A 20,596-nucleotide genomic window follows, 5' to 3' on the forward strand; every position below is an offset into this window, starting at 1 on the left:
CCGCATGATCTCCACCCTTCAAAGTGGTCGGTGGGCCAGCCCGATGATGGCCGCTGGCATGATCCGCATCGGCGAGGTTGCCAACCGGATCTTCGACGGGTCGGTCAACCGGGGCGTGGCCCACGCCACCGGTGCGGCCCGCTGGGTGCTGACCGTGGCCTGGGAGATGCAGAGCTGTTCGGAGGCGATGTGGGCGCTGTCGTTCCAGATCCCGTTTCAGCAGCAGCTGGTGGCGGGTGCGGGCGGCTACTTCGCTCCGTACATCCGCAACTACATGGCTCGGTCGGGTGCGCCCGACGATATTGGCATCCAGGTGGCGGTGAAGGATCGGTTGAACGCGTTGCGCAACCCGTATGCGCATCTGCACGAGCCGGAGATCACCTATGACTCGGTGCGTGAGTCGTTGATGTTGTGGGATCCGATCCGCTATTCGGAGACGTGTCCGTCGTCGGATGGTGCGTTTGCGATGGTGCTCGGTGACGAGGCGACCGCTGATGCTGCTGTGGCTGAGGGGCGTCAGCTGGCGTGGATTCAGGGGATGGCGTTGCGTTCGGAGCCGGCGATGGCTGCTGGGCGTGATCAGGTGAACCCGATCGCCGGTCAAGAGTGTGTGGCCGATGTGTATGCGCGGGCGGGGATCACGAACCCGATCGATGAGATCGACGCGGCCGAGATTTATGTGCCGTTCAGTTGGTATGAGCCGATGTGGATGGAGAACTTGGGGTTTGCCGAGGTGGGGGAGGGTTGGAAGCTGACCGAGTCGGGTGCGACCGGTCCGGACGGGAAGTTGCCGGTGAACTGTTCGGGTGGGGTGTTGTCGTCGAACCCGATTGGTGCGTCGGGGATGATCCGTTTTGGTGAGGCGGCGATGCAGGTGCGGGGCATGGCCGGGGATCATCAGGTTGATGGTGTGCGCCGTGCGCTGGGTCACGCTTACGGCGGTGCCACACAGTTCTTTGCGATGTGGGTGGTCGGCACCGACAAGCCCTGACGGCGCCGCGGCGCCGTTTGCTCTACCGAACTCGGGACGATCCTGCCGGTCAGGATCGGCGCGATCGTCCCAGGTATGGCGTGGTTCTTGGTGAACCATTCCCCAGTTTCTTCCTGTTACCGTTGCCGGTCCGAGTGGAGGTGGAGATGAGCGAGTTCGAGGACTTCGTTCGACTGAGTTTTGATGGCGGCCGGATTGGCGAGATGCCGGACGGGCCGCCGGCGCTGCCGATTGACCTGCTGCCCGAGGTCGTCGCCTACCGAGACCTCCTCGTGGCCGTCGCTCGGGAGGTCTACCTCAGCCGTCGTCCCCACCGGCAGCGGATCCCGCGGAACTTCGCTGATGATCTCGGCCTGGTTCTTCGGCGGTTGGACTCCGGCAGTGTCGCTCCGGTGCTGGAGCGGCTTGTTACCAATGGGGACCAATTGCCGCTTACTGAGGATGAGCTGGCGGCTTCTCAGCGGATGATCGAGGATGCGCTGAGGTCACCGGCGCGGGCGCAGACCTTGCCTCCCGAGCTACGGACCTCGGCGGCAACGGTGGCGCTGAAGAACTTCGGGCGCAACCTTCGCCCCGACGAGTGGGTGTCCATCTCACGAGCAGGCGAAGCAGTCTCCGATCCGGTCCGGTTCGACGAAGGTACTCGCAGGGTTCTCTTGGCATCGTTGGCCGGGACCCATTCGGAGGTTGCCGAGGAGGTCGCCCGAATTGCGGCTCTCGACTCAAAGGGGCATAAGGCGACGCTGCAGTCAGAAGCTGGTGAACTCTTCACGGTCGAATATACCGAGAACGACTGGGCCCTGCTTCATGACAACCTGCGTCCGGATGGACTGGGCCCTCGCGTGGCCGTCGAAGTCGAGTTCAAAATCGGCCACGATGGGGGAAGGAAGGGGGTCGGGGAACTCTTGGGGATCAGCGTTGTTGAAGTTGAGCTTGGTGCTTTTGACGCCGCCCAAGATGCGATCGTTGCAACAAGCGGCCTCGAGTCCGGCTGGATTGATGGGCAATGCGGAGAGCCGATACCTGAACAGCTACGGGCGAGCGCTCTCGATGTCCTGCAGGCCCTCTCCCACGAACGCCTTCCGCCTCCGTCTGATGCGTACGCAACTGGGGAACAGAGCATCCGCCTCTGCTGGTCGGGGTCTGGGTGGATGACGTCGCTGGATGTGTTTGAAGACGGGATCGTTGAGGTCGTCGGAACCCATGAGGACCGCCATCCATCAACCATCCTGGAATACCCCACGGTCCCCGACCTGATTACCCAGATCGGGGATCTCGAGGATCTGACCAGTGAGTGACGAGCCCTGTGAGGCTTCGATGACGGGGCATCCTTCCCCAGTTTGGCGCAATGTGTTGCCAACCCAGATGTATCCGTCCGGCATCAAGTTTCGGTTCGATGTCTTCATGCCTGCTTCAGACGACCTTAAGCACTCCTGCGTGGACTCGCACAAGATCGAGCTCCAGGACTTCGTTGACCTGTGGGGGACACGAAACCGCACGACCGTAGGAGTGGCGCATTTCCACGTGTCTGATGTGCTTGATGCCGCCGAGCTTGAGGGCGTCTCGATGGATGTAGTCGACGACAGCAATTGCGACGGTGTCGACGATGACTTCCATTGCTTCATCGACTTTCGACGTGTGGAACACAAGCCTCGGCGACGAGCCGTCGCGCAACGGCTTCACCTCAACTCTGAATACGTCGCGGCGTCACCGGCGACGATTGAATAGTCCTCCAGCAAGCAAGGGTGGTGGTATGGGTGCTGAGCGGTACGCTTGGCTATAAGCCCTGGAATGGCTCGCTTCAGCGGCCACCAGGGCTTCCATCGTTTTGATCCCTTACTGGCCGCATGGCGACCCGTTGCGTATATGCTTTCGTCATGGATGCGGCGATGTTGGTGAAAGCGGCACGTGAGGAGGCCAACCTGACCGTTCGAGCGCTGGCGGCGCGGGCAGGCGTCGCTGCCTCGACGGTTTCTCGGATCGAGCGGCGTCAGATGGACCCAACCGTTGGCATGCTTGACCGACTCCTCGATGCTGCCGGTCAAACCCTTGAGCTCACTGCTCGTCGCTCGCACGAGGGGAGGCTCGGTGCGTTGACAGACGCCTGGCGGGTCCATCCGGATGGCACGGATCGTCCGGACTGGACCCGGCTGAGGGTATTCCTCGACTACCTCTGGCTCCACCCGGCGCTGACCCGGGCGGCGATCGCCGACAAGCCTGACCCGTCGGGATCGCAGGTCATGGACAACCTGCTGGCAGCGATGGCTGAGAAGCTCAGCGATGACGCCGAGCTGCCGCGCCCGTCGTGGACTGCTGAGATACCTGGGCTGAGTAGGCCATGGTGCACGCCTGCAACACCCCGGATGCATGCGGCTGCACAGAGCGCCACGGCTCCGCAACTGGTGGCCAGGGGCTTTGTTCTTGCGTCTAACAGCCTGTGGCGTGATCGGTGGAACGAGGTTGCGTGATGCCACCACTCACCGGTCTCGACATCCGGCTTTACCTCGGTGAGGTTGCCGATGCAATGGAGCCGATCGGTCCCCGGCACACGCTGATCCTGGTCGGCGGGTCGCTTCTGGCCTGGCATGGGCTTCGGGAGGCGACCTTTGATGTCGACAGCGTTCGACGGTTGGATGCTGAGCTCCACGGCTGAAGGTTCTCGGTGCGCCGTGGGCCCAGGTGTTCGTCATGAAGCTTTATGCCGGACGAGAACAAGACCGAGAGGATCTTGCAGCGATTTGGTCTCGGACGGGTTTCGTATCGCCAGAGGCCGCCGCAACGATGTTCCGGGAGGCCTATCCGCACGCTCCGGACGACGAGTTTCTCAGCAACTACATCCAGTCCCTTGTGATTGAGGCGGAAGGTCCGTGATCCGACTGTTCAACAGAAGGTGGAATCCTCGGGAGGGCTCGATCGATGATGGACTGGCGGAGGCGGTCGGCGGCCTCGTCCCGGTCCTCTCCGCCGAGATCCTTGAGGTCCCACCATTGCTGGGCGGGGTCGGCCATTGGGAGCCCCTCAGCGTCGGCGCACCAGGGAGGCGTCGCGGAAAGGTTCGCCGGCTCTTTGGTGATGCGCAGAACAAGGCTGGCGTCGGCTCGCCCAACGGCCGGGACCATGCCGGACTCCTCCAGAGGAATCGGGCCGTCGGAGTAGACGATGGTCAGCGTGGGATGGCGCCATGGGGTCAGCAGGTCGGGACCAAGATCAGCGGAGAAGGCGATCCGCACCTGCGACATCTTTGCGGTATCGAGGACCCGGCGTGCCTGATCCATGAGTGGCCGGGTGCTGTACCAGTAGGACTGTGGCTCGGCGAGGTGTGGTTTGGCATGGGCCTGGTAGAGGACGAGTAGCCGAGCGGGGTCGCCGGTATAGCCCCGGGGGGAAGCTGTGACAGCCCCCTTGTCGCTCAGCTGGGCCAGTACCTGTGAGACCCGAGGTTGGGTGACGCCCACCTCACGTGCGATCGCCATACCGGTGATCGGTTGGTCGAGCGCGATGAGGAGCCGAACCACCGCGCAGGTTCCTGCACCCCAGCTGCGAACCGAGCGCACTCGGCTGTCGGTCGCTGTCATCCTCTCAGGGTATAAGTGTTCTCTCATGGAAACAAGGAACACTCATACCCTGAGAGGTTCTAACGAAGCCGCGGCCTCGGCGGATGCGGCGGCGGCTGAGGGGTGTCAGCCGCAGTGGATTCAGGGGATGGCGCTTCGGTCGGAGCCGGCGATCCCTGACCGGGTCGCTCGACCCGAACTGGAGGGTCGAGATCAGCTGATGTCGCGGTACGCTGGTTTGCATGGCTGGAGAGAAGATCTGGACAGCAGCGGAGTTGGAACGGCTCTCACCGGATGAGCGCGCCGCGATCGTAAAGGCTGGATTCGTTACCGACCCGAGCCAGGTGCCCCCTGACCTACTCGATCGGGCTCGGCGGAAGGTCGAGCGACGGATTGCGGCCACCGAGGGGTCTCAAGCGGGCTGATGAACCCCTCCCGTCGAGCTGTTCGGGTTGCCCCACACTTCTTCGACGAGCTGGACGCGATCTTCGGGCCCGGCAGGGGGCCAAACGGTGAGCCGTCGTCGACCGATTTCTTGCTGATCGACCTGCCGCTTATCGCCGATGCGTTCGCTGAACGGTTCGACGAGCTTCAGCCGATGTTTGCCGATCGCGATGACTACCGGTTGCTGGTCGCAACCGGGAGTTTGGCGAAGGCCGCGCTGGTGACTGGCCAACTCTTGGCTGACGGCTCCATCGTCTTGATTGAGATCGAGATCGACCCCTATTGACCGGAGGCGAAACGGCCCTTCAACCTTTCGTCGACCTGGGTTGAGCGACAAGCTCCAGCTCGAGGGCCTCCGTGAGCGCAACAAGCGTGGCGAGGGTGGGGTTGGGCCCCTGGGCGGAAAAGAGCCGCCTGACCATCTCTGGGCGGAGATCAGCACGGCGCGCCAACTCGGCCTTGCTGAGGTGGAGGTTGGACCGCCGTTCGTCGAGCATTCGGATGAATGAATCGATCTGACCGATTCGTCGCCGAGCGGCCTGGTACTCGCGCTCATAGTCGGGATCCGCCCGCCGGGCTTCGAGGTATCGCTCTGCTCCGGTGCGCGCGGTTGACATGCTCGCCAGCATAGCGTGTCTTTTATGATACGCAATGCTCTGGCTCAGGGGCGGCAGACACGCTCGTGAGACCGACCCGCTGTTCGTTCATGTGCCCCTCGGCAGGGCTCGATCGATGATGGCCTGCTGGAGGCGGTCGGCGGCCTCGTACCGGTCTTCGCCGCCGAGATCCTTGAGGTCCCACCATTGCTGGGTTGGGTCGGCCAAGGGGAGACCCTCTACTTCGGCGGGCCAGGAGGCGTTGCAGAAAGGTCCGCCGACTATTCGGTGATGCGTAGAACGAGGCTGGCGTCGGCTTGACCTTCGGCTGGGACCATCCCGGATTCCTCCAGCGGAATCTGGCCGTCGGCGTAGACGATGGTCAGCGTGGGGTGGCGCCATGGGGCCAGCAGGTCGGGACCGAGGTCAGCGGATACGGCGATCCGCACCTGCGATGACTTTGCGGTGCCGAGGACCCGGCGTGCCTGATCCACATCGGCGGCGTTGCCACTGCTGTTGCCCGCTCCCTGTCGGGACCGGGCGGTACGCTTGGCCCATAAGTCCTGGGATGGCTCGCTTCGGTGGCCACCAGGGCTTCCATCGTTTTGATCCCTGTCTGGCTGACCGTCGGCGAGCTGTTGCGTATATGCTTACGTCATGGATGCGGCGATGCTGGTGAAAGCGGCATGTGAGGAAGCCAACCTGACCGTTCGGGAGCTGGCAGGGCGGGCAGGCGTCGCTGCCTCGACGGTTTCGCGGGTCGAGCGACGTCACATGGACCCAACCGTTGGCATGCTCGACCGGCTCCTCGATGCTTCCGGGCACGACCTCGAACTCCGTGCTCGTCGCTCGCACGAGGGGAGGCTCGGTGCGTTGACGGACGCGTGGCGGGTCCATCCGGATGGCACGGATCGTCCGGACTGGACCCGGCTAAGGGTATTCCTCGACTACCTCTGGCTCCATCCGGAGCTGATCCAGGCGTCGATCGCCGACAAGCCTGACCCGTCAGGATCGCAGGTCATGGACAATCTCCTGGCAGCGATGGCTGAGAAGCTCAGCGATGACGCCGAGCTGCCACGCCCGTCGTGGACTGCTGAGATTCCTGGCCTGAGTAGGCCATGGTGCACGCCCGCAACACCCCGGATGCAGGCGGCCGCGCAGAGCGCCACGGCTCCGCAACTGGTGGCCAGGGGCTTTGTTCTCGCGTCCAACAGCCTGTGGCGTGATCGGTGGAACGAGATTGCGTGATGCCACCACTCACCGGTCACCACATCCGGCTTTACCTCAGTGAGGTTGCCGATGCAATGGAGCCGATCGGTCCCCAGCACACGCTGATCCTGGTCGGCGGGTCGCTTCTGGCCTGGCATGGGCTTCGGGAGGGCAACCTACGGCGTCCGTTTCGTGAACCTTCCACAACTGGCGGTCGACTGGTTGAGTGGCAGCGGACGAATGTCGGCAGAGGGCGAGGCGCTCCTCGATCATCGTGGTAGGCGCTCAAGCCGTGTACTTACGCGTCGCTGGATCGCTGCCGGACATCTCCGCATACACAACCGATGGCGGCGATGCTGGTTGGCATGGCGATATCATGAGATATCACAGTGAGAGGTTCGAATGGCCGACATTCTGATCCGAGGGGTTGCAGGCGACGTCGTTGCGGCCATCGACCTATCGGCGAAGCGCTTGGGACTTTCGCGTTCCGAGTACCTCAGGCGAGTGCTGGAACGAGAACGTCAGGAGGGCTTTGGGCCCGTGAGCGTTGCCCAGCTCAGCCGGATGGCTGAGCTGACGGCCGACCTCGACGACCCTGACGTCATGTCCGGCGCTTGGTCGTGACCGTTTGGCTCGTTGACAAGTCGGCGTTTGGGCGCCTCCATCTGGCTGAGAACGCGCCTGAATGGGCGGCCAGGATTGAGCGCGGACTGGTTCGGATCTGCACCGTCACCCGATTGGAAATTGGCTTCTCCGCCCGTTCGGCGACCGATCACCGGCTCGTGACGTCTCAGCCCCCGTTTGCGTCGATGCCGGTGGAGTACTTGACCCCCACCATCGAGGATCGGGCCATGGCGGTCCAAGCCCTGCTGGCAGCCCGGGGGCAGCATCGTGCGCCGTCGATTCCAGACGTGTTGATCGCTGCAACAGCGGAACTTGCTGAGCTCACCGTGCTTCATCTGGATAAGGACTTCGACCTGATCTCTGACGTCACCGGCCAGCCTGTCGAGCGCCTCGACCTCAGGTGAGCCACCAACCGAACAGCACGGATCCCGTCACGTAGGCGATGGCCATGAGGAAGCTGAGCGCAGCCCATGCCTCAAGGCGATCCCAGATGATCAGCGTCCGCTCAAGCGTGGCCCGATGTCGGATCACCTCGACACTGCGCGTCGACGTGTGGCTGGGATGCACGTACAGTTTCGGCTTCGGGTCGGGATGCTGGTCCGCTACGTGAGGGAGCGCATATGTCTGGTGCCGGGACAGCCGATTTCGAGGATCGCGACGACTTTGTTGCTTCTGATCGGGGGTTCATCGCAGCGCTCGATCCCATGGTGATCACGGCCGACGACGGTCGCGTGGTGTGGGACATGGACTGGGGGTTCCTCGATGCCGAGTGCCCGTCGACGGTCAACCCGAGCCTGTGGCGCCAAGCGCAGCTGACCGCGAAGCACGGGCTGTACAAGGTGACCGACGGCATCTACCAGGTGCGCGGCTTCGACATGTCGAACATGACACTTGTCGAGGGCGAGAACGGGGTCATCGTCATCGACCCGTTGATTTCCGAGGAGGTCGCGGCTGCGGCGCTGGCGCTGTACCGCGCACACCGTGGCGATCGAACCGTGACTGCGGTCATCTACACCCATGCGCACCTGGACCACTTCGGGGGCGTTCTCGGGGTGGTCGACGCCGACACCGAGGTACCGATCCTCGCTCCGGAGCACTTCCTGGAGCATGCGGTCTCGGAGAACGTCTACGCCGGGACCGCGATGTTGCGCCGCTCGATGTACTACGCGGGCATCAACCTCGACAAGAGCCCCACGGGCACCCTCGGCATCGGGCTTGGCGCCGGCGGCTCGACCGGAACGCCCGGCCTGATCGCACCCACGGTCGACATCACCCACACCGGCCAGGAAGAGGTCCTCGACGGGGTGCGCATCGTCTTCCAGATGACGCCTGGCACCGAGTGCCCGTCCGAGATGAACTTCTACTTCCCAGACCGGCGTGCGTTGTGCATGGCCGAGAACGCAACGCACAACCTGCACAACCTGTTGACCCTGCGCGGCGCTCAGGTTCGTGACCCGCGTATCTGGTCGCGCTACCTCAACGAAGCCATCGATCTGTTTGCCCGCGACGCGGACGTGTCGTTCGCATCGCACCACTGGCCGACGTGGGGCACCGACGCCATCGTCGGGTACCTGATCGCCCAGCGCGATCTGTACGGCTACCTGCACGACCAGACCCTGCGGCTGATCAACCAGGGCTACGTCCACAGCGAGATCGCCGAGATGATGGAGCTGCCCCCGGTACTCGAACAGGCGTGGCACACCCACGGCTACTACGGCTCGGTCAACCACAACGTGAAGGCCATCTACCAGCGCTACCTCGGCTGGTACGACGCCAACCCCGCCCACCTCTGGATGCACCCGCCCGAAGCCGCAGCGACCCGCTACGTCCAGGCGATCGGCGGCATCGATGCCACCATCGCCCGGGCCAACGAGTTCTACGACGCCGGCGATCTTCGCTTCGCCGCCGAGCTGGCCAGCCACGCCGTTTTTGCCGGCCCCGACAACCTCGCCGCCCGCGAGCTGCTCGCCTCAGCCCTCGAGCAGCTCGGCTACGGCGCAGAGAACGCGACCTGGCGCAACAGCTTCCTCACCGGCGCCCAAGAGCTTCGGACCAACACCGTCGACCACACCGACATCAACAGCGCGGGCCTCGCTCCTGCGCTGACCGTCACCCAACTCTTCGACTCCATCGCCATCCGCATCGACGGGCCCTCCGCATGGGACGCACACCTCACGATCGCCTGGCACATCACCGACGCCGACGAGTACTACCGCATGGAGCTGAGCAACGGCGTGCTCATCCACCACCCAACCGACTCGTTGCCGGCCGCCGATGCCACAATCACGGCGACCCGACAGCAACTCGTCGCACTTCTGATGGCCGGCAACGCCGACGGGGTCACCATCGACGGTGACTCCGCCGTCCTCGCCACCCTCATCGGGCACACCGACCAGCCAAACCCCGACTTCGCGATCGTCACGCCCTGACCGCGGGCGACCAGAGGGTCGCTATGAAGATCCGGCGAGGCGTGGCCGCGCCAGTACTCGGAAACGATGTCCATAGTATGATGATCGTATGCAGAAGCGGCGAGTAACCATCACGGTGGACGAGGATCTCATCGAAGATGCGACCAAGGCCGTCGCAGATGGTCGAGCCTCGTCGGTCAGTGCCTGGATTGGTGAAGCCATGGTCGCTCGACAGACCAATGACCGGCGCTTGGAGGCCCTGGGCGAGCTCATCGCTGAGTATGAGGCGGTTCACGGCACAATCACGGACGACGAGCTGGCGCAACAAACGCAGGCCGACCGGGACTCCGCAGCGCTCGTGCGGGCCGAGCTGCGTAGGGCCGGATGACCCTCATCCTTGACACCGGAGCGTTCTTCGCGCTCGAGCGCAACGACCGGGCGATGTGGCGACGGCTCAAGGCAGCGAAACTCGCGGGAGTGCCGCCCCGGACCCATGGCGGCGTGATCGCTCAGGTCTGGCGTGGGGGCGCAGGTCGTCAGGCGCCGCTCGCACGGGCTCTGAAGTCCATCGAAACGACCCCGCTCGATGACGGGCTCGGGCGTCGGGCCGGAGTTTTGCTGGCTCGAAGTGGCATGGGTGACGCCATCGACGCCGCTGTGGTGGCGCTCGCGGATCACGATGATCAGATCATCACTTCGGATCCGGGCGACATCGCGTCGCTCGTTCACGCCGCCGAACTCAGATGCGATGTCGTCTTGTCCTGAACCGAACCGGACCAATCTGGGCGGATGCGCTCGTCGACGATGCCTAGCTGCAGCCGGTAGCGACTTCGAGCGCACTGCAGATCTGGCGCATCCGGAGTCCGCTGAGCGCTCCAAGCCGTTCAACCAGTACTGCCACGGACACCGATTCGATGGAGTCGAGGTTCACCGCACTTCGAAGGCTGAGCGGGTCATCGCCGGGTTCGAGTACGACTTCGCTCGGCAGACCGCGGATTGTCGTGGTGCAGGGTGCGACCATGACACGCCTCAACCTTGGGATGGCGGCATCGCGCGACAACACCACGACCGGTCGCCGCCCGACATCGGGCGGCTCGCACCACCACAGCTCACCTTGTTTGGGGAGATCGGTCACGTCGCTGCAGCCGCATCGCGGAACGATGCGAGGTCGCCCCACTCGTCAGCCTCATCGATCGGATGATCTCGATACGCAGTGGCGTAGGCGGCATCGATCTGCGCCGAGCGATACCGGAAGCACAGTGCGGCGAGAGCCTCATCGATCAACTTGGCATCGGTCGTGCCAGCGAATGCTCGTCGTGCTTCGTCGAGAAGATTGCGGTCGACGGTGGTGCTGATCCGAGTTCGTGCCATGCAACTATTATGCCACGAACATGGCATAACCGGTTGGCGCGGAGGTCGTCTGCACCTCCAGCATCGCCTCACCAGCGTCGAGGTAGCCGCGGTACGCACCTTCAATCGTCGACGCCACTGACTTGGGTCATTGCCGGGCAGCCTCGATACGTATCGACTGCGATACATTAGGCGGACGACTTCGGATCCCGCTCGAGAGCCAGCCGCATTGCTTCCGGCCTCACCCAGGCCGACCTTGCGGAACGCAGCGGCGTGGCCGCCCCAACGTCGTCGCCTATGAGCCCGCACGGCGCGAGCCGCTCTTTCGCAACGCACTCGACCTTTTGAATGCTGCGGGGGCACAGGTCGTCGTCGAGTTGCCGGTGGTCTGGACGTACACCGACGGTCGACGTCTGTACGCTGTGCCGTCGCGACTGTGGCGGCTCCCGCCCGCCCAAGCGCTTCAGCAATTCCAGCCTGGTGGGCACCTGTGGCGGAGTGGGCCTCCTCGGAGTTTCGACCTGGCGTCGCGGCCCGCCCGCGCGCCTACGAGATCGTGCTTCGGGAGGGCACCCCAAGTGACGAGGGTGTGGTCGATGGCGTGCTCCTCTGTGAGGCTTGGCCCGACCTTGTCTTGCCCGCGACATCACGGGCGGCTTGGCATCCCTTGATGTTGGATGCAACCGATATTCCGAGAGGCGGCGTTGCTTCGGGGCCGGACTCAGCGGCGGTCAACGCGAGGTAGCCCTTTTCTCTATGGGCTTGCTCGGATCCCCTCATGCGATTGAGGATGGGGCACATTGCCGTACAATGGCCGTACGCGTCGAGGAGACGAGGACACCCATGGAGACGAAGCGGAGACGGAGCGAGCGGCTCGAGGTGCGAACGACCGTTGAGGATCGAGAACTCATCAATCGGGCGGTGGCGGCGTCGGAGACCGACCTGACCGACTTCGTGGTATCTAACCTCAGGGTGGCGGCACAGCGGGTGCTGGCGGACCGCACGGTCTTTGAACTCGATGGCGCCGCGTTTCGTTCGTGGGACGCAGCCAACCGGCGACCAGCACGGGACCTTGGCGGCTTGCGGTCGCTGATGGAGCGACCGTCGCCCTTCGTCGACGAATGAACCGTCGGTACCTGGCGCCGCGAGCGCTTGGTCCAGACGATGTGGTCGAAACGTTCGAATGTCGTTCCGTCGAGCAGACGCAGTGGCTGAGGCGGCACGCCCGTCAAGCCAACTCCTCCAATTCGGCACGGGTACTCGTCGTCACCGAACCGGATCACGATCAGGTGGTGGCCTACTACGCGTGGGCGATGGCCTCGATCGTCCCAACCGAGGTGCCGGCACGGCTGAGGAAGGTCGCCGGCCGGCACCCCCAGCCCGTTGCGCTGCTCGCTCGACTCGGGGTCTCGGCGGCGCACGAGGGAAGAGGACTTGGGGCCGCCCTCCTTCAGGATGTGATTTCGCGGTCGGTTGAGATCGGCCAGGAGATTGGTTGCCGAGGCCTCCTGGTTCATGCGGAGTCACCGCAAGCCCGAGACTTTTACGTCCACTTGATCCCGGAGTTCGAACCGTCTCCCACCGACGAGCTTCATCTGGTCCTGATGATGAAGGACATCATGAGGACGCTCCGGTAGGGCTCCACCGAGTAGCTCGACTTTGACGTGCGGCCCGTGCTCAGGATCGATGAGACCGTCCCGATCATCGTGGACTACCTCGGTTCGTCACCCTCGGCGTCACCGGTGGCGGGGGCGGTTGCGCCGCTGGCAGCGTGTCGCCGCTCAAGGCGAATGGCGTAGATGCCGCTGGTGACGATCACTGCACATCCGGTGAGTGTGAGCGCGTCGGGGATCTCTGCGAAGAAGAGGTAGCCCAAGACGACGGCGCCGAGCAGCGTCGTGTAGCGGAAGGGTGCCGAGACGCTCAGGTCGCCGACGCGAACGGTCTGAATCGTGAAGATGTAGCCCACGGTGAGGCTCAGGCACGCGAGAACGACGAGCAGCGCGGCGCGCGGCGTGACGGTGTTCCAACCGGTGAAAACCGAGATGACACCGGTGAGGATGGTGAGCCCCACCGCCGTGATCAGGGCGACCGAGGCGGCCGGGATCGCCTTGTGGACACGTCGGGTGGCGAACTCGCGCACGGTCATGAACGCTGCGCTGGCGACGACGACCAGCGACCACAGCGAGAAGCCGTCGGTTGCCGGCTGCACGACCAACAGCACCCCGGCGAACCCGGCGAGCACCGTGGCGTACTGGCGCCCGGTGACCGGCTCGCCCAGCGCAAGCGCCGCCGTGAGCGTGACGGCGAACGGGACGAGGAGCAGGATCGTCTGCGCGTTGGCGAAATCGAGGTTGACGAGCGCTGCGAAAAACAGCGCCGTTCCCGCCAGCTCGGCGGCCACGCGACCGACGAGGGGTCGCGTGAACTGCTGGCGGGTGATTCGGCCGCCCCGCCGCCGGGTGATCGCAGCGAAGATCACCGTCATAGCGAGCCCGCGGAGGCAGAGGGCCTGGTAGACGTCGAGCCCCTCCTCGGTCGCCGCACGGACAAGCGTGTCGTTGGTGACGTAGCCGACCGAGCCCACGATCATGTAGAGGGCGCCAAGCGAGTTGGGTGACAGTCCGGCGAAGCGGGAGCTGACGGTCGAAGCGGCGAACACGGCGCCGACGGTAACGGCTCGCCCCCGCCTCCCGGGCTCCGCGTTGCGCCGCGCGCGAGTTAGCGCCGGGCGTCCCCAGCTCATCCTCCGCATGTGATTGCCCCGGCACCCGCTGGCGAGCTGACTAAGAACTTCGATACGTATCGACTACGATACGTTGGGTGGACGACTTCGGATCCCACTTAAGAGCCAGCCGCATCGCTTCCGGCCTCACCCAGGCAGGCCTTGCCGAACGCAGCGGCGTGGCCCGCCCCAACATCGTCGCCTATGAGTCCGCTCGGCGCGAGCCGCTCTTCCGCAACGCGCTCGACCTTTTGAATGCTGCGGGGGCACAGGTTGCCGTCGAGTTGCCGGTGGTCTGGACGTGGACCGACGGCCGACGTCCGTACGCAGTGCCGTCGCGGCTGTGGCGGCTCCCACCCGTCCAAGCGCTCCGGCGCTTCCAGCCTGGCGAACACCTCTGGTGGAGTGGGCCCCCTCGAAGTTTCGACTTGGCGTCGCGGCCCGCTCGCATGCGCGCCTACGAGATCGTGCTTCGGGAGGGCACATCAATTGATATCGAGGGTGTGGTCGATGGCGTACTCCTCGGTGAGGCTTGGCCCGACCTGGTCCTGCCGGCGACATTGCGGGCGGCCTGGGATCCCTTGGTGTCGGACGCAACCGGAAGGTCGGGACTTCACTGACCTGTGGACGCTCTCCCGGAAGCACGGCAAAGCCGAGACCATCTCGTGGGCCAAGCAAATCGATGCCGGGGTGAACAATCAACAAATCGCCCGGGCCTTTGGTCACCTTGACCGGCTGAGCGACGAAGAGCTTCCGTGCGCCCCGCCAGATCGTGACCGTGTGCGTCAGTGGTTTGAGAAGTGGCGCAGCCAGGTAAGTCTCCCGCCGAGCGAATAGGACGAGGCCCTCTTCGGTCGCCGCCTCGGACGCAGCGCTTCGAGTTAACTGTGAACCCGAGATCAACAACCAGTGGGGGATCGATGGCCGAGCGAGTGACCTGGGGAACGATCCAGGACCAACCGATCACGTTTCCGATGAACGTCGACGACTTCAACGCCGCCACGATGGGCTTCAGCGTGCCCGCAGCGGCAGCGGCCGCCCTGTTGCCCGGCGACGGGTTCGAGATCATCGAGATCGCGCCTGGCGTCGCCCAGTTCATCATTAGCCTCTGCGACTACCACGACAACCCGTGGGGTAACTACAACGAGGTCAACCTTGGGTTTCTGGCCCGACCGGCGGGGGCGGGCGACGACGTGATCGGCTCGTTCATCTACCGCATGCCGGTCGACCAGCCGTTCACCTGCGAGGCCGGCAACCTGGTGATGGGCTTCCCTAAGGTCGTCACCCGGATCGACGCCGACTACACCGACGCGCAGGTGACCTTTCAGCTGTTCGACGGCGGTGAGCTTGCGCTGAGCGTGACCGTTCCCCGCGTCCGGTCCGACGACACCGCCGTCCGGGTCGAGACGACCAGCTACTCGTACCTCGATGGCGTTCCGCACGGGACACCGCTGGCGATGGACATGTCGGCAGCGGTCATCGAACCCGGCGACGTGCACCTGACGATCGGCAGCGGACCGATCGCCGATGAGCTGACGTCGCTCGGGTTGGCCACCGAGCCGGACTTCTGCAGTTGGGGCGAGCACCTGACCGCCACGTTCCAGTTGGGGACACCGCTGTGAGCGCCACGACGAACCATCTCGAGGGACGCACCGTGATCGTCACCGGCGCGGCGGGCGGTTTCGGACGTCTGCTCGTCGAGAAAGCTGCGGCGCTCGGCGCCAACGTCGGTGCGTGCGACATCGACGCCGACGCGCTGGCGGACCTGGCCGGCGAGCGGATCGAGATCGGCACGGTGGACGTGACCGACCTGGCGGCGATGCGAGGGTTCGCCGACCGGGTGGTCGACCGCTTTGGGGCCATCGACGTGATGATCAACAACGCCGGGGTGATGCCCCTGGCGTTCTACGCCGACCACGAGGCCGCCGCCGGCGCCTGGGACCGTTGCATCGACATCAACATCAAGGGCGTCCTGCACGGCATCATCGCCGTGCACGACCAGATGATCGGCCAGGGCCGAGGCCAGGTGGTGAACATCTCGTCGGTGTACGGCAACGCACCGGTCGGCGGCGCCGCCGTCTACGGCGCCACCAAGGCGGCGGTCAACGTGCTGTCCGAATCGTTGCGCCAGGAGTCGCTCGGCAAGATCAAGGTGACCACGGTGCGCCCGACCGGCGTGCCCGGCACCGGACTGGCCGGCGGGATCATCAACGTCGAGGCGGTCACCCCGGTACTCGCCGCCAACAAGGACCATTTCTACAACAAGCTCGCCCAGGTGTTCTCCGACGACCCGCCGGTCCGCCTCACCGACGAGGACAGCATCGAGCTGGCCGCGCTGGCGCCCGAACAGATCGCCGACCAGGTGATCCACGCCATTAATCAGCCCTGGGGCATCAGCATCGCTGACATCACCATCCGGGCAAGCAACGACGACTACATCGTCTGAGCGTGACCATGATCGCTCCGGGCGGCTGAGCCACGGTCGACCAGGCGCGCACGGACAAAGTTGAACGCCCCGCCGAGCAGAAACAGGGCGCTGCCCACGACGTACTGGGTGGCGAGGAAGGCATCGACGGTCCGCGTGTCGGCGGCGCTCTGCAGGCTGAAGAGGTAGGGAACGGATGCGACGAGGAACAGCATCGATCCAGTCACAAACGTGATGGCGGTGAGGTTCATGTACTGGAGGATGCGCAGGTCTCGGGCCTGGATGATCTGCAGCACGTTGATGACCGCCCCGCAAACGAACAACAGGCTGCCGACGATGAAGAAGACGGCGCCGGCGGTGAACATCCCGACCGATGACAGGAAGCAGATGCTGCCGACGGCGAACAACAGGCTGCCAGCCAGATAGGCGGCGGCCGACCACCCCTCGATGCGTTCCCAGATCGTCGGCGTCCCCTTGAGCGATTCCCGGTGGCGGATCACCTCGAGCAGGTCGTGAGCGGTCACAGCGATGTACATCAGCGATGCGATAAAGAAGATCCATGCGCCACGGTTGGCCCGGCTCTCGAAGGCCGGGAAGAACAGCACGCTGCCCCAGACGAACATGACCCCACCGACGAGGTAGACCCCGGTGTTGATCGCCTCCCACCTCCGGTTGTCGCGGTCGCTGGCGTGGGGGTCGAGGACGGCGTGCTGTCTGGGACGGTTGACGAACATGTGGGGCACGGCGGTCACCTTCCGCTCGCGCGCCGGTCGATCGCACGGCAGCGCTGCGCGTCGGATCCTAGGTTGAAGTGCCGAACCAACCCGCGGCTACGAGGAGCGCTGGTGAGGATCTGCATGGTCACCCGTCTGGAAATCGGCTCCTCGACCGTTCGGTGGCCGACCACCGACTGCTGACATCACTGGACAGCGGGTCGAACGTCTCGACGTCAGCCGAGTCCTCCAAGACGCTCGTGAGGCCCGTCCGTAGCGACCTCGAGAAAGATCGCTCGGGCGCGCGGCTACGGTGCTGTTCCGTCATCCGACATCGGTGGGGATGCCCTCTTGGATGGCACAATCCGACCGTTGGGGGATCACGATGAGCAAGTCTCGGCGCACGCGAGGCATCGCAGCAGCGGTGATGGCCATGGGGTTGCTCGCTGCGGCCTGTGGTGGTGGCGGCGGTGGCGGTGGCTCCAAGGGTGAGACCGGCAGCGCTCCGACCGACGAGGGCACGCCGGAGGCCGGCGGTCAGGTGATCTACGCACTCGAGTCCGAGACCAATGCCGGGTGGTGCCTGCCCGAGAGTCAGCTGGCCATCTCAGGTATCCAGGTGGCCCGCTCGATCTACGACACGCTGGTGCAGCCCGACGAGAACGACGAGATGGTGCCGATGCTGGCCGAGTCGGTCGAGCCCAACGACACCTACGACGAGTGGACGTTGAAGATCCGACAAGGTGTGAAGTTTCACGACGGATCGGCCCTGACCGCCGAGGTGGTCAAGAACAACCTCGACGCCTACCGGGGCCAGTACGAGGGGCGTAAGCCGCTGCTGTTCGTCTTCGTGCTCGACAACATCGACACGGTCGAGGCCACCGACGCCTCGACCGTGGTGATCACGACCAAGACGCCGTGGCCGGCGCTGCCCAGCGCCCTGTACAACAACGGGCGGTTGGGCATGATGGGTCAGGCCCAACTGGACAACGCCGAGAACTGCAACAAGGACCTGGTCGGCACGGGGCCGTTCAAGTTGAAGGATTGGAAGGTCAACGACAAGTTCGTGGCCGAGAAGAACCCCGACTACTGGGAGACCGATGCCGACGGCAATGCGCTGCCGTACCTGGACGAGATCGAGTACCGGCCGGTGTCGGACAGCGGCAGCCGCATTGAGGGCCTCCAGACCGGTCAGTTCGACATCATCCACACCTCGGGCGGCGAGGCCGCCCAGCAGTTGACCCCGGTTGCCGACAGCGGTCAGATCAACATGATCTCCAACTCGGACTTCGCCGAGGTGGGCTACGCGATGACCAACGAGGCGAAGGCCCCGTTCGACAACCTCGATGCCCGCTTGGCCGTCGCCTACGGCATGGATCGCGACGAGCTGATCGCGCTGCGCACCGGCGGACTGCAGGAGGTCGCCTCGGGTCCGTTCGCGCCGGGCACCATGGGTTACCTCGAGGACACCGGGTTCCCGGATCACGATCTCGAGAAGGCCAAGGAGCACGCGGCGGCCTACAAGAAGGCGACCGGTGAGGACCTGGCGTTCACGCTCACCTATGTCGCCTTCCCGGGAACCAAGACCGACGCCGAATTGATCCAGAGCCAGCTGGCCGACGCCGGCATCGACGTGAAGCTGAGCTCGACCGACCAGGCCGCGCAGATCGACCGTGCGATCAGCGGAGCGTTTCAGCTGATGCTGTTCCGCAACCACCCGGGCGGCGATCCAGACACCCAGTACGTGTGGTGGCACAGCGGCTCGCCGGTAAACTTCGGGAAGATCAACGATCCCGAGATCGACAAGGCCCTCGAAGAGGGGCGCTCCGAGGCCGATCCGGCCAAGCGTGCCGAGATCTACGAGAACATGAACAGGCGCTTTGCCGAACAGGTCCACAACATCTGGTGGAACTGGAGCCTGTGGACGGTCGCCTCGGTGCCGACGGTTCACGGCATCCTCGGGCCCGACCTGACCGACATGGAGCCGTTCCCCGGCCTGGCGACCGGCAACCCGGTCTCCGGCATCTGGGTGGAGGGCGGCGGCTCCTGACACACACGATTATTCACCCGGGTGGCGACAACGACGTGCCATGGATTGCGGTGCGCAGCCAACGCAACCCCGACGGCACCGAGTCGCACGTGTGGGAGCGGTGGGTGGCGTTCTCGGTGGACCCGCTGTACCTGGCGCTGTTTGCCAAGTGGGATCCGGGTATGATCGTGCGCCGCCATGGGCACTACAGCCCGCACACGATCACGGTGCTGGCGGGCGAGTTCACCTGTGGCGACGAGCTGTGCGGCGTGGGCACCCACCTCGAGCTTCCTTACGGCGACGCTTTTGGGCCCTTCGTCGCCGGGCCGAACGGGGTCGAGCTGTACGAGGTGATGATGGGCGATCCCCGCTCGTGGAGCGACGAGCCCGAGGCGATGGAACGGATCCTCGCGGAACGGGGCGTCGAGCAGCTGCCGGACCCGCCCATCGAGCTGCCTGCCGGTCTCGAAGATCTGCGGGCGGTCTTCTCAAAGGGCCGAGCCGACCTCTGAGTCTCCCAGGCTGACGGCTGTTATCCGCAGTTGGTGGCGACCTCGAGGGCATCGCAGATCTGGCGCATTCGGGATCCGCTGAGGGTGCCAAGACGCTCGACCAGCACTGCCACGGTCACCGATTCGACCGAGTCGAGGTTGACCGCGCTTCGACGTCCGAGCGGATCATCTCCCGGCTCGAGGACGACTTCACTCGGTAAACCTCGGATGGTCGTCGTGCATGGTGCGATCAGCGCACGTCTCAATCTTGGGATGGCGGCATCGCGCGACAACACCACGACGGGTCGGCGCCCGATCCCGGGCGGTTCGCACCACCACAGTTCACCTCGCTTGGGGAGGTCGGTCACGTCGCTGCCGCCGCATCGCGGAAGGAGTCGAGGCGGTTTGGCTCAGCTGAGGCCGACGATGCGCATCGACATGCCCATGTCGCCCGACCACTTATTGGCGTTGTGCACCTCGACGGCGATCGTGTTGACGCCGGGCTGCAGGGCGCTGGCGGGGACCGTGTAGACGACCGGCGTCCGCTCGGCAGCGCCCTCGACGACGTTGACCGCTCCGGTGGTGGGAGCAAGCGGCCCGTCCGGCAGGTTGTCTCGGAAGGCCTCAACGCCGTTGATCGACACCGCCGCACCATCGTCGCGAACCAGCTCAAGGCGGAGCTCGCTGTACTTGGACGGGTTGGGGACGTTCACCTTGGCCCGGAAGTAGCCGGCCGTCGGGTAGTTCGGACCGCCTGCGGTGTAGATGACCGAGGCCACGTCGGACCGGCCGAAGCCCAGCTTGGCGGGGCCCTCGGCCCAGCCGGCGTCGGCAAATGCGGGCGCCTGCCAATTTTCCGGGGCGAGTGCCGGGTCGACGGTGAATCGCCAAGCGGCGCCGGTGGGCATCAACTCGGTCTCCACGATCGGGGCGGCGACGCTGAAGTTGGTCGGCTTGGTCGACGGCCCGATGTTGCCGGTCCCGTCGATGGCGGCCACGGCGTACTGGTGGTTGCCGACGGGGACGTTGGTGTCGAC

28 protein-coding genes and 1 pseudogene are annotated in these 20,596 nt (G+C 64.9%); 19 read left to right on the top strand and 10 right to left on the bottom strand.

The window, feature by feature from the left end; translation table 11 throughout:
- Nucleotides 1-4: 4 nt before the first annotated feature.
- The 5 genes from PKD89_RS07490 (at nucleotide 5) to PKD89_RS07510 (ending at nucleotide 3,644) form a co-directional block, all read left to right on the top strand.
- Nucleotides 5-991: a thiolase C-terminal domain-containing protein gene (locus tag PKD89_RS07490; RefSeq protein ID WP_289011461.1), complete on the top strand. Its 987-nt coding sequence runs from the start codon at nucleotides 5-7 to the stop codon at nucleotides 989-991.
- 146 nt (nucleotides 992-1,137) lie between these two features.
- Nucleotides 1,138-2,289 (top strand): hypothetical protein, encoded by a 1,152-nt coding sequence (locus tag PKD89_RS07495; RefSeq protein WP_289011462.1) that lies wholly within the window; start codon nucleotides 1,138-1,140, stop codon nucleotides 2,287-2,289.
- Nucleotides 2,282-2,719 (top strand): hypothetical protein, encoded by a 438-nt coding sequence (locus PKD89_RS07500; RefSeq protein WP_289011463.1) that lies wholly within the window; start codon nucleotides 2,282-2,284, stop codon nucleotides 2,717-2,719. The genes PKD89_RS07495 and PKD89_RS07500 overlap by 8 nt, the downstream gene beginning before the upstream one ends.
- A gap of 149 nt (nucleotides 2,720-2,868) precedes the next feature.
- On the top strand, nucleotides 2,869-3,459 hold the full coding sequence (locus tag PKD89_RS07505; protein ID WP_289011464.1) for a helix-turn-helix domain-containing protein: 591 nt from the start codon (nucleotides 2,869-2,871) through the stop codon (nucleotides 3,457-3,459).
- Entirely contained in the window at nucleotides 3,459-3,644 is a 186-nt protein-coding gene (locus PKD89_RS07510) for a hypothetical protein (protein WP_289011465.1), read from the top strand. Before PKD89_RS07505 ends, PKD89_RS07510 begins: the two co-directional genes overlap by 1 nt.
- A gap of 178 nt (nucleotides 3,645-3,822) precedes the next feature.
- On the opposite strand, the gene PKD89_RS07515 is transcribed toward PKD89_RS07510, so the two are convergent.
- Nucleotides 3,823-4,566, bottom strand: coding sequence for a winged helix-turn-helix domain-containing protein (locus PKD89_RS07515; RefSeq protein WP_289011466.1), 744 nt, complete (start codon nucleotides 4,564-4,566; stop codon nucleotides 3,823-3,825).
- A 514-nt stretch (nucleotides 4,567-5,080) separates the two neighbouring features.
- Here PKD89_RS07515 and PKD89_RS07520 point away from each other — a divergent pair.
- Complete coding sequence (locus PKD89_RS07520) at nucleotides 5,081-5,275, top strand: hypothetical protein (RefSeq protein WP_289011467.1); 195 nt, start codon at nucleotides 5,081-5,083, stop codon at nucleotides 5,273-5,275.
- 19 nt (nucleotides 5,276-5,294) lie between these two features.
- Here PKD89_RS07520 and PKD89_RS07525 read toward each other — a convergent pair whose 3' ends face one another.
- Nucleotides 5,295-5,606, bottom strand: coding sequence for a helix-turn-helix domain-containing protein (locus tag PKD89_RS07525; protein WP_289011468.1), 312 nt, complete (start codon nucleotides 5,604-5,606; stop codon nucleotides 5,295-5,297).
- Between the two features lie 260 nt (nucleotides 5,607-5,866).
- Nucleotides 5,867-6,034, bottom strand: coding sequence for a hypothetical protein (locus PKD89_RS07530; RefSeq protein ID WP_289011469.1), 168 nt, complete (start codon nucleotides 6,032-6,034; stop codon nucleotides 5,867-5,869).
- A gap of 208 nt (nucleotides 6,035-6,242) precedes the next feature.
- On the opposite strand from PKD89_RS07530, the gene PKD89_RS07535 reads away from it, so the two are divergent.
- The 3 genes from PKD89_RS07535 (at nucleotide 6,243) to PKD89_RS07545 (ending at nucleotide 7,822) form a co-directional block, all read left to right on the top strand.
- Nucleotides 6,243-6,833, top strand: a complete 591-nt coding sequence (locus tag PKD89_RS07535) for a helix-turn-helix domain-containing protein (protein WP_289011470.1) — start codon at nucleotides 6,243-6,245, stop codon at nucleotides 6,831-6,833.
- Nucleotides 6,834-7,196: 363 nt separating this feature from the next.
- Entirely contained in the window at nucleotides 7,197-7,418 is a 222-nt protein-coding gene (locus PKD89_RS07540; RefSeq protein WP_289011471.1) for an antitoxin, read from the top strand.
- Entirely contained in the window at nucleotides 7,409-7,822 is a 414-nt protein-coding gene (locus tag PKD89_RS07545) for a PIN domain nuclease (RefSeq protein WP_349257328.1), read from the top strand. The genes PKD89_RS07540 and PKD89_RS07545 overlap by 10 nt, the downstream gene beginning before the upstream one ends.
- Here the strand turns inward: PKD89_RS07545 and PKD89_RS07550 are convergent.
- Nucleotides 7,815-7,949 (bottom strand): hypothetical protein, encoded by a 135-nt coding sequence (locus PKD89_RS07550; RefSeq protein ID WP_289011473.1) that lies wholly within the window; start codon nucleotides 7,947-7,949, stop codon nucleotides 7,815-7,817. The two genes, PKD89_RS07545 and PKD89_RS07550, sit on opposite strands and share 8 nt — an antisense overlap.
- 89 nt (nucleotides 7,950-8,038) lie before the next feature.
- On the opposite strand from PKD89_RS07550, the gene PKD89_RS07555 reads away from it, so the two are divergent.
- The 3 genes from PKD89_RS07555 (at nucleotide 8,039) to PKD89_RS07565 (ending at nucleotide 10,591) form a co-directional block, all read left to right on the top strand.
- Nucleotides 8,039-9,847: an alkyl/aryl-sulfatase gene (locus PKD89_RS07555; protein WP_289011474.1), complete on the top strand. Its 1,809-nt coding sequence runs from the start codon at nucleotides 8,039-8,041 to the stop codon at nucleotides 9,845-9,847.
- A gap of 88 nt (nucleotides 9,848-9,935) precedes the next feature.
- On the top strand, nucleotides 9,936-10,214 hold the full coding sequence (locus PKD89_RS07560; protein ID WP_289011475.1) for a hypothetical protein: 279 nt from the start codon (nucleotides 9,936-9,938) through the stop codon (nucleotides 10,212-10,214).
- Complete coding sequence (locus tag PKD89_RS07565; RefSeq protein ID WP_289011476.1) at nucleotides 10,211-10,591, top strand: hypothetical protein; 381 nt, start codon at nucleotides 10,211-10,213, stop codon at nucleotides 10,589-10,591. Before PKD89_RS07560 ends, PKD89_RS07565 begins: the two co-directional genes overlap by 4 nt.
- 43 nt (nucleotides 10,592-10,634) lie before the next feature.
- Here PKD89_RS07565 and PKD89_RS07570 read toward each other — a convergent pair whose 3' ends face one another.
- Entirely contained in the window at nucleotides 10,635-10,961 is a 327-nt protein-coding gene (locus PKD89_RS07570) for a type II toxin-antitoxin system PemK/MazF family toxin (protein WP_289011477.1), read from the bottom strand.
- Entirely contained in the window at nucleotides 10,958-11,197 is a 240-nt protein-coding gene (locus PKD89_RS07575) for an antitoxin MazE5 (protein ID WP_289011478.1), read from the bottom strand. Before PKD89_RS07575 ends, PKD89_RS07570 begins: the two co-directional genes overlap by 4 nt.
- Before the next feature lie 822 nt (nucleotides 11,198-12,019).
- On the opposite strand from PKD89_RS07575, the gene PKD89_RS07580 reads away from it, so the two are divergent.
- Together PKD89_RS07580 and PKD89_RS07585 are read left to right on the top strand one after the other, a co-directional pair.
- Nucleotides 12,020-12,301, top strand: coding sequence for a DUF1778 domain-containing protein (locus tag PKD89_RS07580; protein WP_287391475.1), 282 nt, complete (start codon nucleotides 12,020-12,022; stop codon nucleotides 12,299-12,301).
- A complete protein-coding gene (locus PKD89_RS07585; RefSeq protein WP_324332351.1) occupies nucleotides 12,298-12,813 on the top strand; it encodes a GNAT family N-acetyltransferase in 516 nt (171 codons plus the stop codon). The genes PKD89_RS07580 and PKD89_RS07585 overlap by 4 nt, the downstream gene beginning before the upstream one ends.
- Before the next feature lie 74 nt (nucleotides 12,814-12,887).
- Here PKD89_RS07585 and PKD89_RS07590 read toward each other — a convergent pair whose 3' ends face one another.
- On the bottom strand, nucleotides 12,888-13,838 hold the full coding sequence (locus tag PKD89_RS07590) for a DMT family transporter (RefSeq protein ID WP_289011480.1): 951 nt from the start codon (nucleotides 13,836-13,838) through the stop codon (nucleotides 12,888-12,890).
- Between the two features lie 161 nt (nucleotides 13,839-13,999).
- On the opposite strand from PKD89_RS07590, the gene PKD89_RS07595 reads away from it, so the two are divergent.
- The 3 genes from PKD89_RS07595 to PKD89_RS07605 all read left to right on the top strand — a co-directional run bounded on the left by PKD89_RS07595 (nucleotide 14,000) and on the right by PKD89_RS07605 (nucleotide 16,347).
- Nucleotides 14,000-14,521, top strand: coding sequence for a helix-turn-helix domain-containing protein (locus tag PKD89_RS07595; RefSeq protein WP_287391478.1), 522 nt, complete (start codon nucleotides 14,000-14,002; stop codon nucleotides 14,519-14,521).
- 300 nt (nucleotides 14,522-14,821) lie between these two features.
- Nucleotides 14,822-15,523 (top strand): acetoacetate decarboxylase family protein, encoded by a 702-nt coding sequence (locus tag PKD89_RS07600; RefSeq protein ID WP_289011481.1) that lies wholly within the window; start codon nucleotides 14,822-14,824, stop codon nucleotides 15,521-15,523.
- Entirely contained in the window at nucleotides 15,520-16,347 is an 828-nt protein-coding gene (locus tag PKD89_RS07605) for an SDR family oxidoreductase (protein ID WP_289011482.1), read from the top strand. Before PKD89_RS07600 ends, PKD89_RS07605 begins: the two co-directional genes overlap by 4 nt.
- On the opposite strand, the gene PKD89_RS07610 is transcribed toward PKD89_RS07605, so the two are convergent.
- Complete coding sequence (locus tag PKD89_RS07610; RefSeq protein ID WP_287391723.1) at nucleotides 16,335-17,060, bottom strand: YrhK family protein; 726 nt, start codon at nucleotides 17,058-17,060, stop codon at nucleotides 16,335-16,337. The two genes, PKD89_RS07605 and PKD89_RS07610, sit on opposite strands and share 13 nt — an antisense overlap.
- A 334-nt stretch (nucleotides 17,061-17,394) precedes the next feature.
- On the opposite strand from PKD89_RS07610, the gene PKD89_RS07615 reads away from it, so the two are divergent.
- Both PKD89_RS07615 and PKD89_RS07620 read left to right on the top strand, forming a co-directional pair.
- On the top strand, nucleotides 17,395-19,089 hold the full coding sequence (locus PKD89_RS07615; protein ID WP_289011483.1) for an ABC transporter substrate-binding protein: 1,695 nt from the start codon (nucleotides 17,395-17,397) through the stop codon (nucleotides 19,087-19,089).
- A 35-nt stretch (nucleotides 19,090-19,124) separates the two neighbouring features.
- Nucleotides 19,125-19,580: a hypothetical protein gene (locus PKD89_RS07620; protein WP_289011484.1), complete on the top strand. Its 456-nt coding sequence runs from the start codon at nucleotides 19,125-19,127 to the stop codon at nucleotides 19,578-19,580.
- A gap of 20 nt (nucleotides 19,581-19,600) precedes the next feature.
- Here the strand turns inward: PKD89_RS07620 and PKD89_RS07625 are convergent, their stop codons facing one another.
- Complete coding sequence (locus tag PKD89_RS07625; protein WP_289011485.1) at nucleotides 19,601-19,927, bottom strand: type II toxin-antitoxin system PemK/MazF family toxin; 327 nt, start codon at nucleotides 19,925-19,927, stop codon at nucleotides 19,601-19,603.
- A 42-nt stretch (nucleotides 19,928-19,969) separates the two neighbouring features.
- A pseudogene (locus tag PKD89_RS07630) lies at nucleotides 19,970-20,596 on the bottom strand (hypothetical protein); the annotation flags it as partial.

Origin of the sequence: Candidatus Neomicrothrix sp., assembly GCF_035329545.1 — a bacterium.
Taxonomy (GTDB): domain Bacteria; phylum Actinomycetota; class Acidimicrobiia; order Acidimicrobiales; family Microtrichaceae; genus Microthrix; species Microthrix subdominans.

Excerpts from the sequence above, each read along its gene's own strand:
- PKD89_RS07490 (WP_289011461.1), top strand. The coding sequence starts at position 5 with ATGATCTCCACCCTTCAAAGTGGTCGGTGGGCCAGCCCGATGATGGCC.
- PKD89_RS07495 (WP_289011462.1), top strand. The coding sequence starts at position 1,138 with ATGAGCGAGTTCGAGGACTTCGTTCGACTGAGTTTTGATGGCGGCCGG.
- PKD89_RS07505 (WP_289011464.1), top strand. The coding sequence starts at position 2,869 with ATGGATGCGGCGATGTTGGTGAAAGCGGCACGTGAGGAGGCCAACCTG.
- PKD89_RS07510 (WP_289011465.1), top strand. The coding sequence starts at position 3,459 with ATGCCACCACTCACCGGTCTCGACATCCGGCTTTACCTCGGTGAGGTT.
- PKD89_RS07515 (WP_289011466.1), bottom strand. The coding sequence starts at position 4,566 with ATGACAGCGACCGACAGCCGAGTGCGCTCGGTTCGCAGCTGGGGTGCA.
- PKD89_RS07525 (WP_289011468.1), bottom strand. The coding sequence starts at position 5,606 with ATGTCAACCGCGCGCACCGGAGCAGAGCGATACCTCGAAGCCCGGCGG.
- PKD89_RS07535 (WP_289011470.1), top strand. The coding sequence starts at position 6,243 with ATGGATGCGGCGATGCTGGTGAAAGCGGCATGTGAGGAAGCCAACCTG.
- PKD89_RS07540 (WP_289011471.1), top strand. The coding sequence starts at position 7,197 with ATGGCCGACATTCTGATCCGAGGGGTTGCAGGCGACGTCGTTGCGGCC.
- PKD89_RS07555 (WP_289011474.1), top strand. The coding sequence starts at position 8,039 with ATGTCTGGTGCCGGGACAGCCGATTTCGAGGATCGCGACGACTTTGTT.
- PKD89_RS07560 (WP_289011475.1), top strand. The coding sequence starts at position 9,936 with ATGCAGAAGCGGCGAGTAACCATCACGGTGGACGAGGATCTCATCGAA.
- PKD89_RS07565 (WP_289011476.1), top strand. The coding sequence starts at position 10,211 with ATGACCCTCATCCTTGACACCGGAGCGTTCTTCGCGCTCGAGCGCAAC.
- PKD89_RS07575 (WP_289011478.1), bottom strand. The coding sequence starts at position 11,197 with ATGGCACGAACTCGGATCAGCACCACCGTCGACCGCAATCTTCTCGAC.
- PKD89_RS07580 (WP_287391475.1), top strand. The coding sequence starts at position 12,020 with ATGGAGACGAAGCGGAGACGGAGCGAGCGGCTCGAGGTGCGAACGACC.
- PKD89_RS07585 (WP_324332351.1), top strand. The coding sequence starts at position 12,298 with ATGAACCGTCGGTACCTGGCGCCGCGAGCGCTTGGTCCAGACGATGTG.
- PKD89_RS07600 (WP_289011481.1), top strand. The coding sequence starts at position 14,822 with ATGGCCGAGCGAGTGACCTGGGGAACGATCCAGGACCAACCGATCACG.
- PKD89_RS07610 (WP_287391723.1), bottom strand. The coding sequence starts at position 17,060 with ATGTTCGTCAACCGTCCCAGACAGCACGCCGTCCTCGACCCCCACGCC.
- PKD89_RS07615 (WP_289011483.1), top strand. The coding sequence starts at position 17,395 with ATGGCACAATCCGACCGTTGGGGGATCACGATGAGCAAGTCTCGGCGC.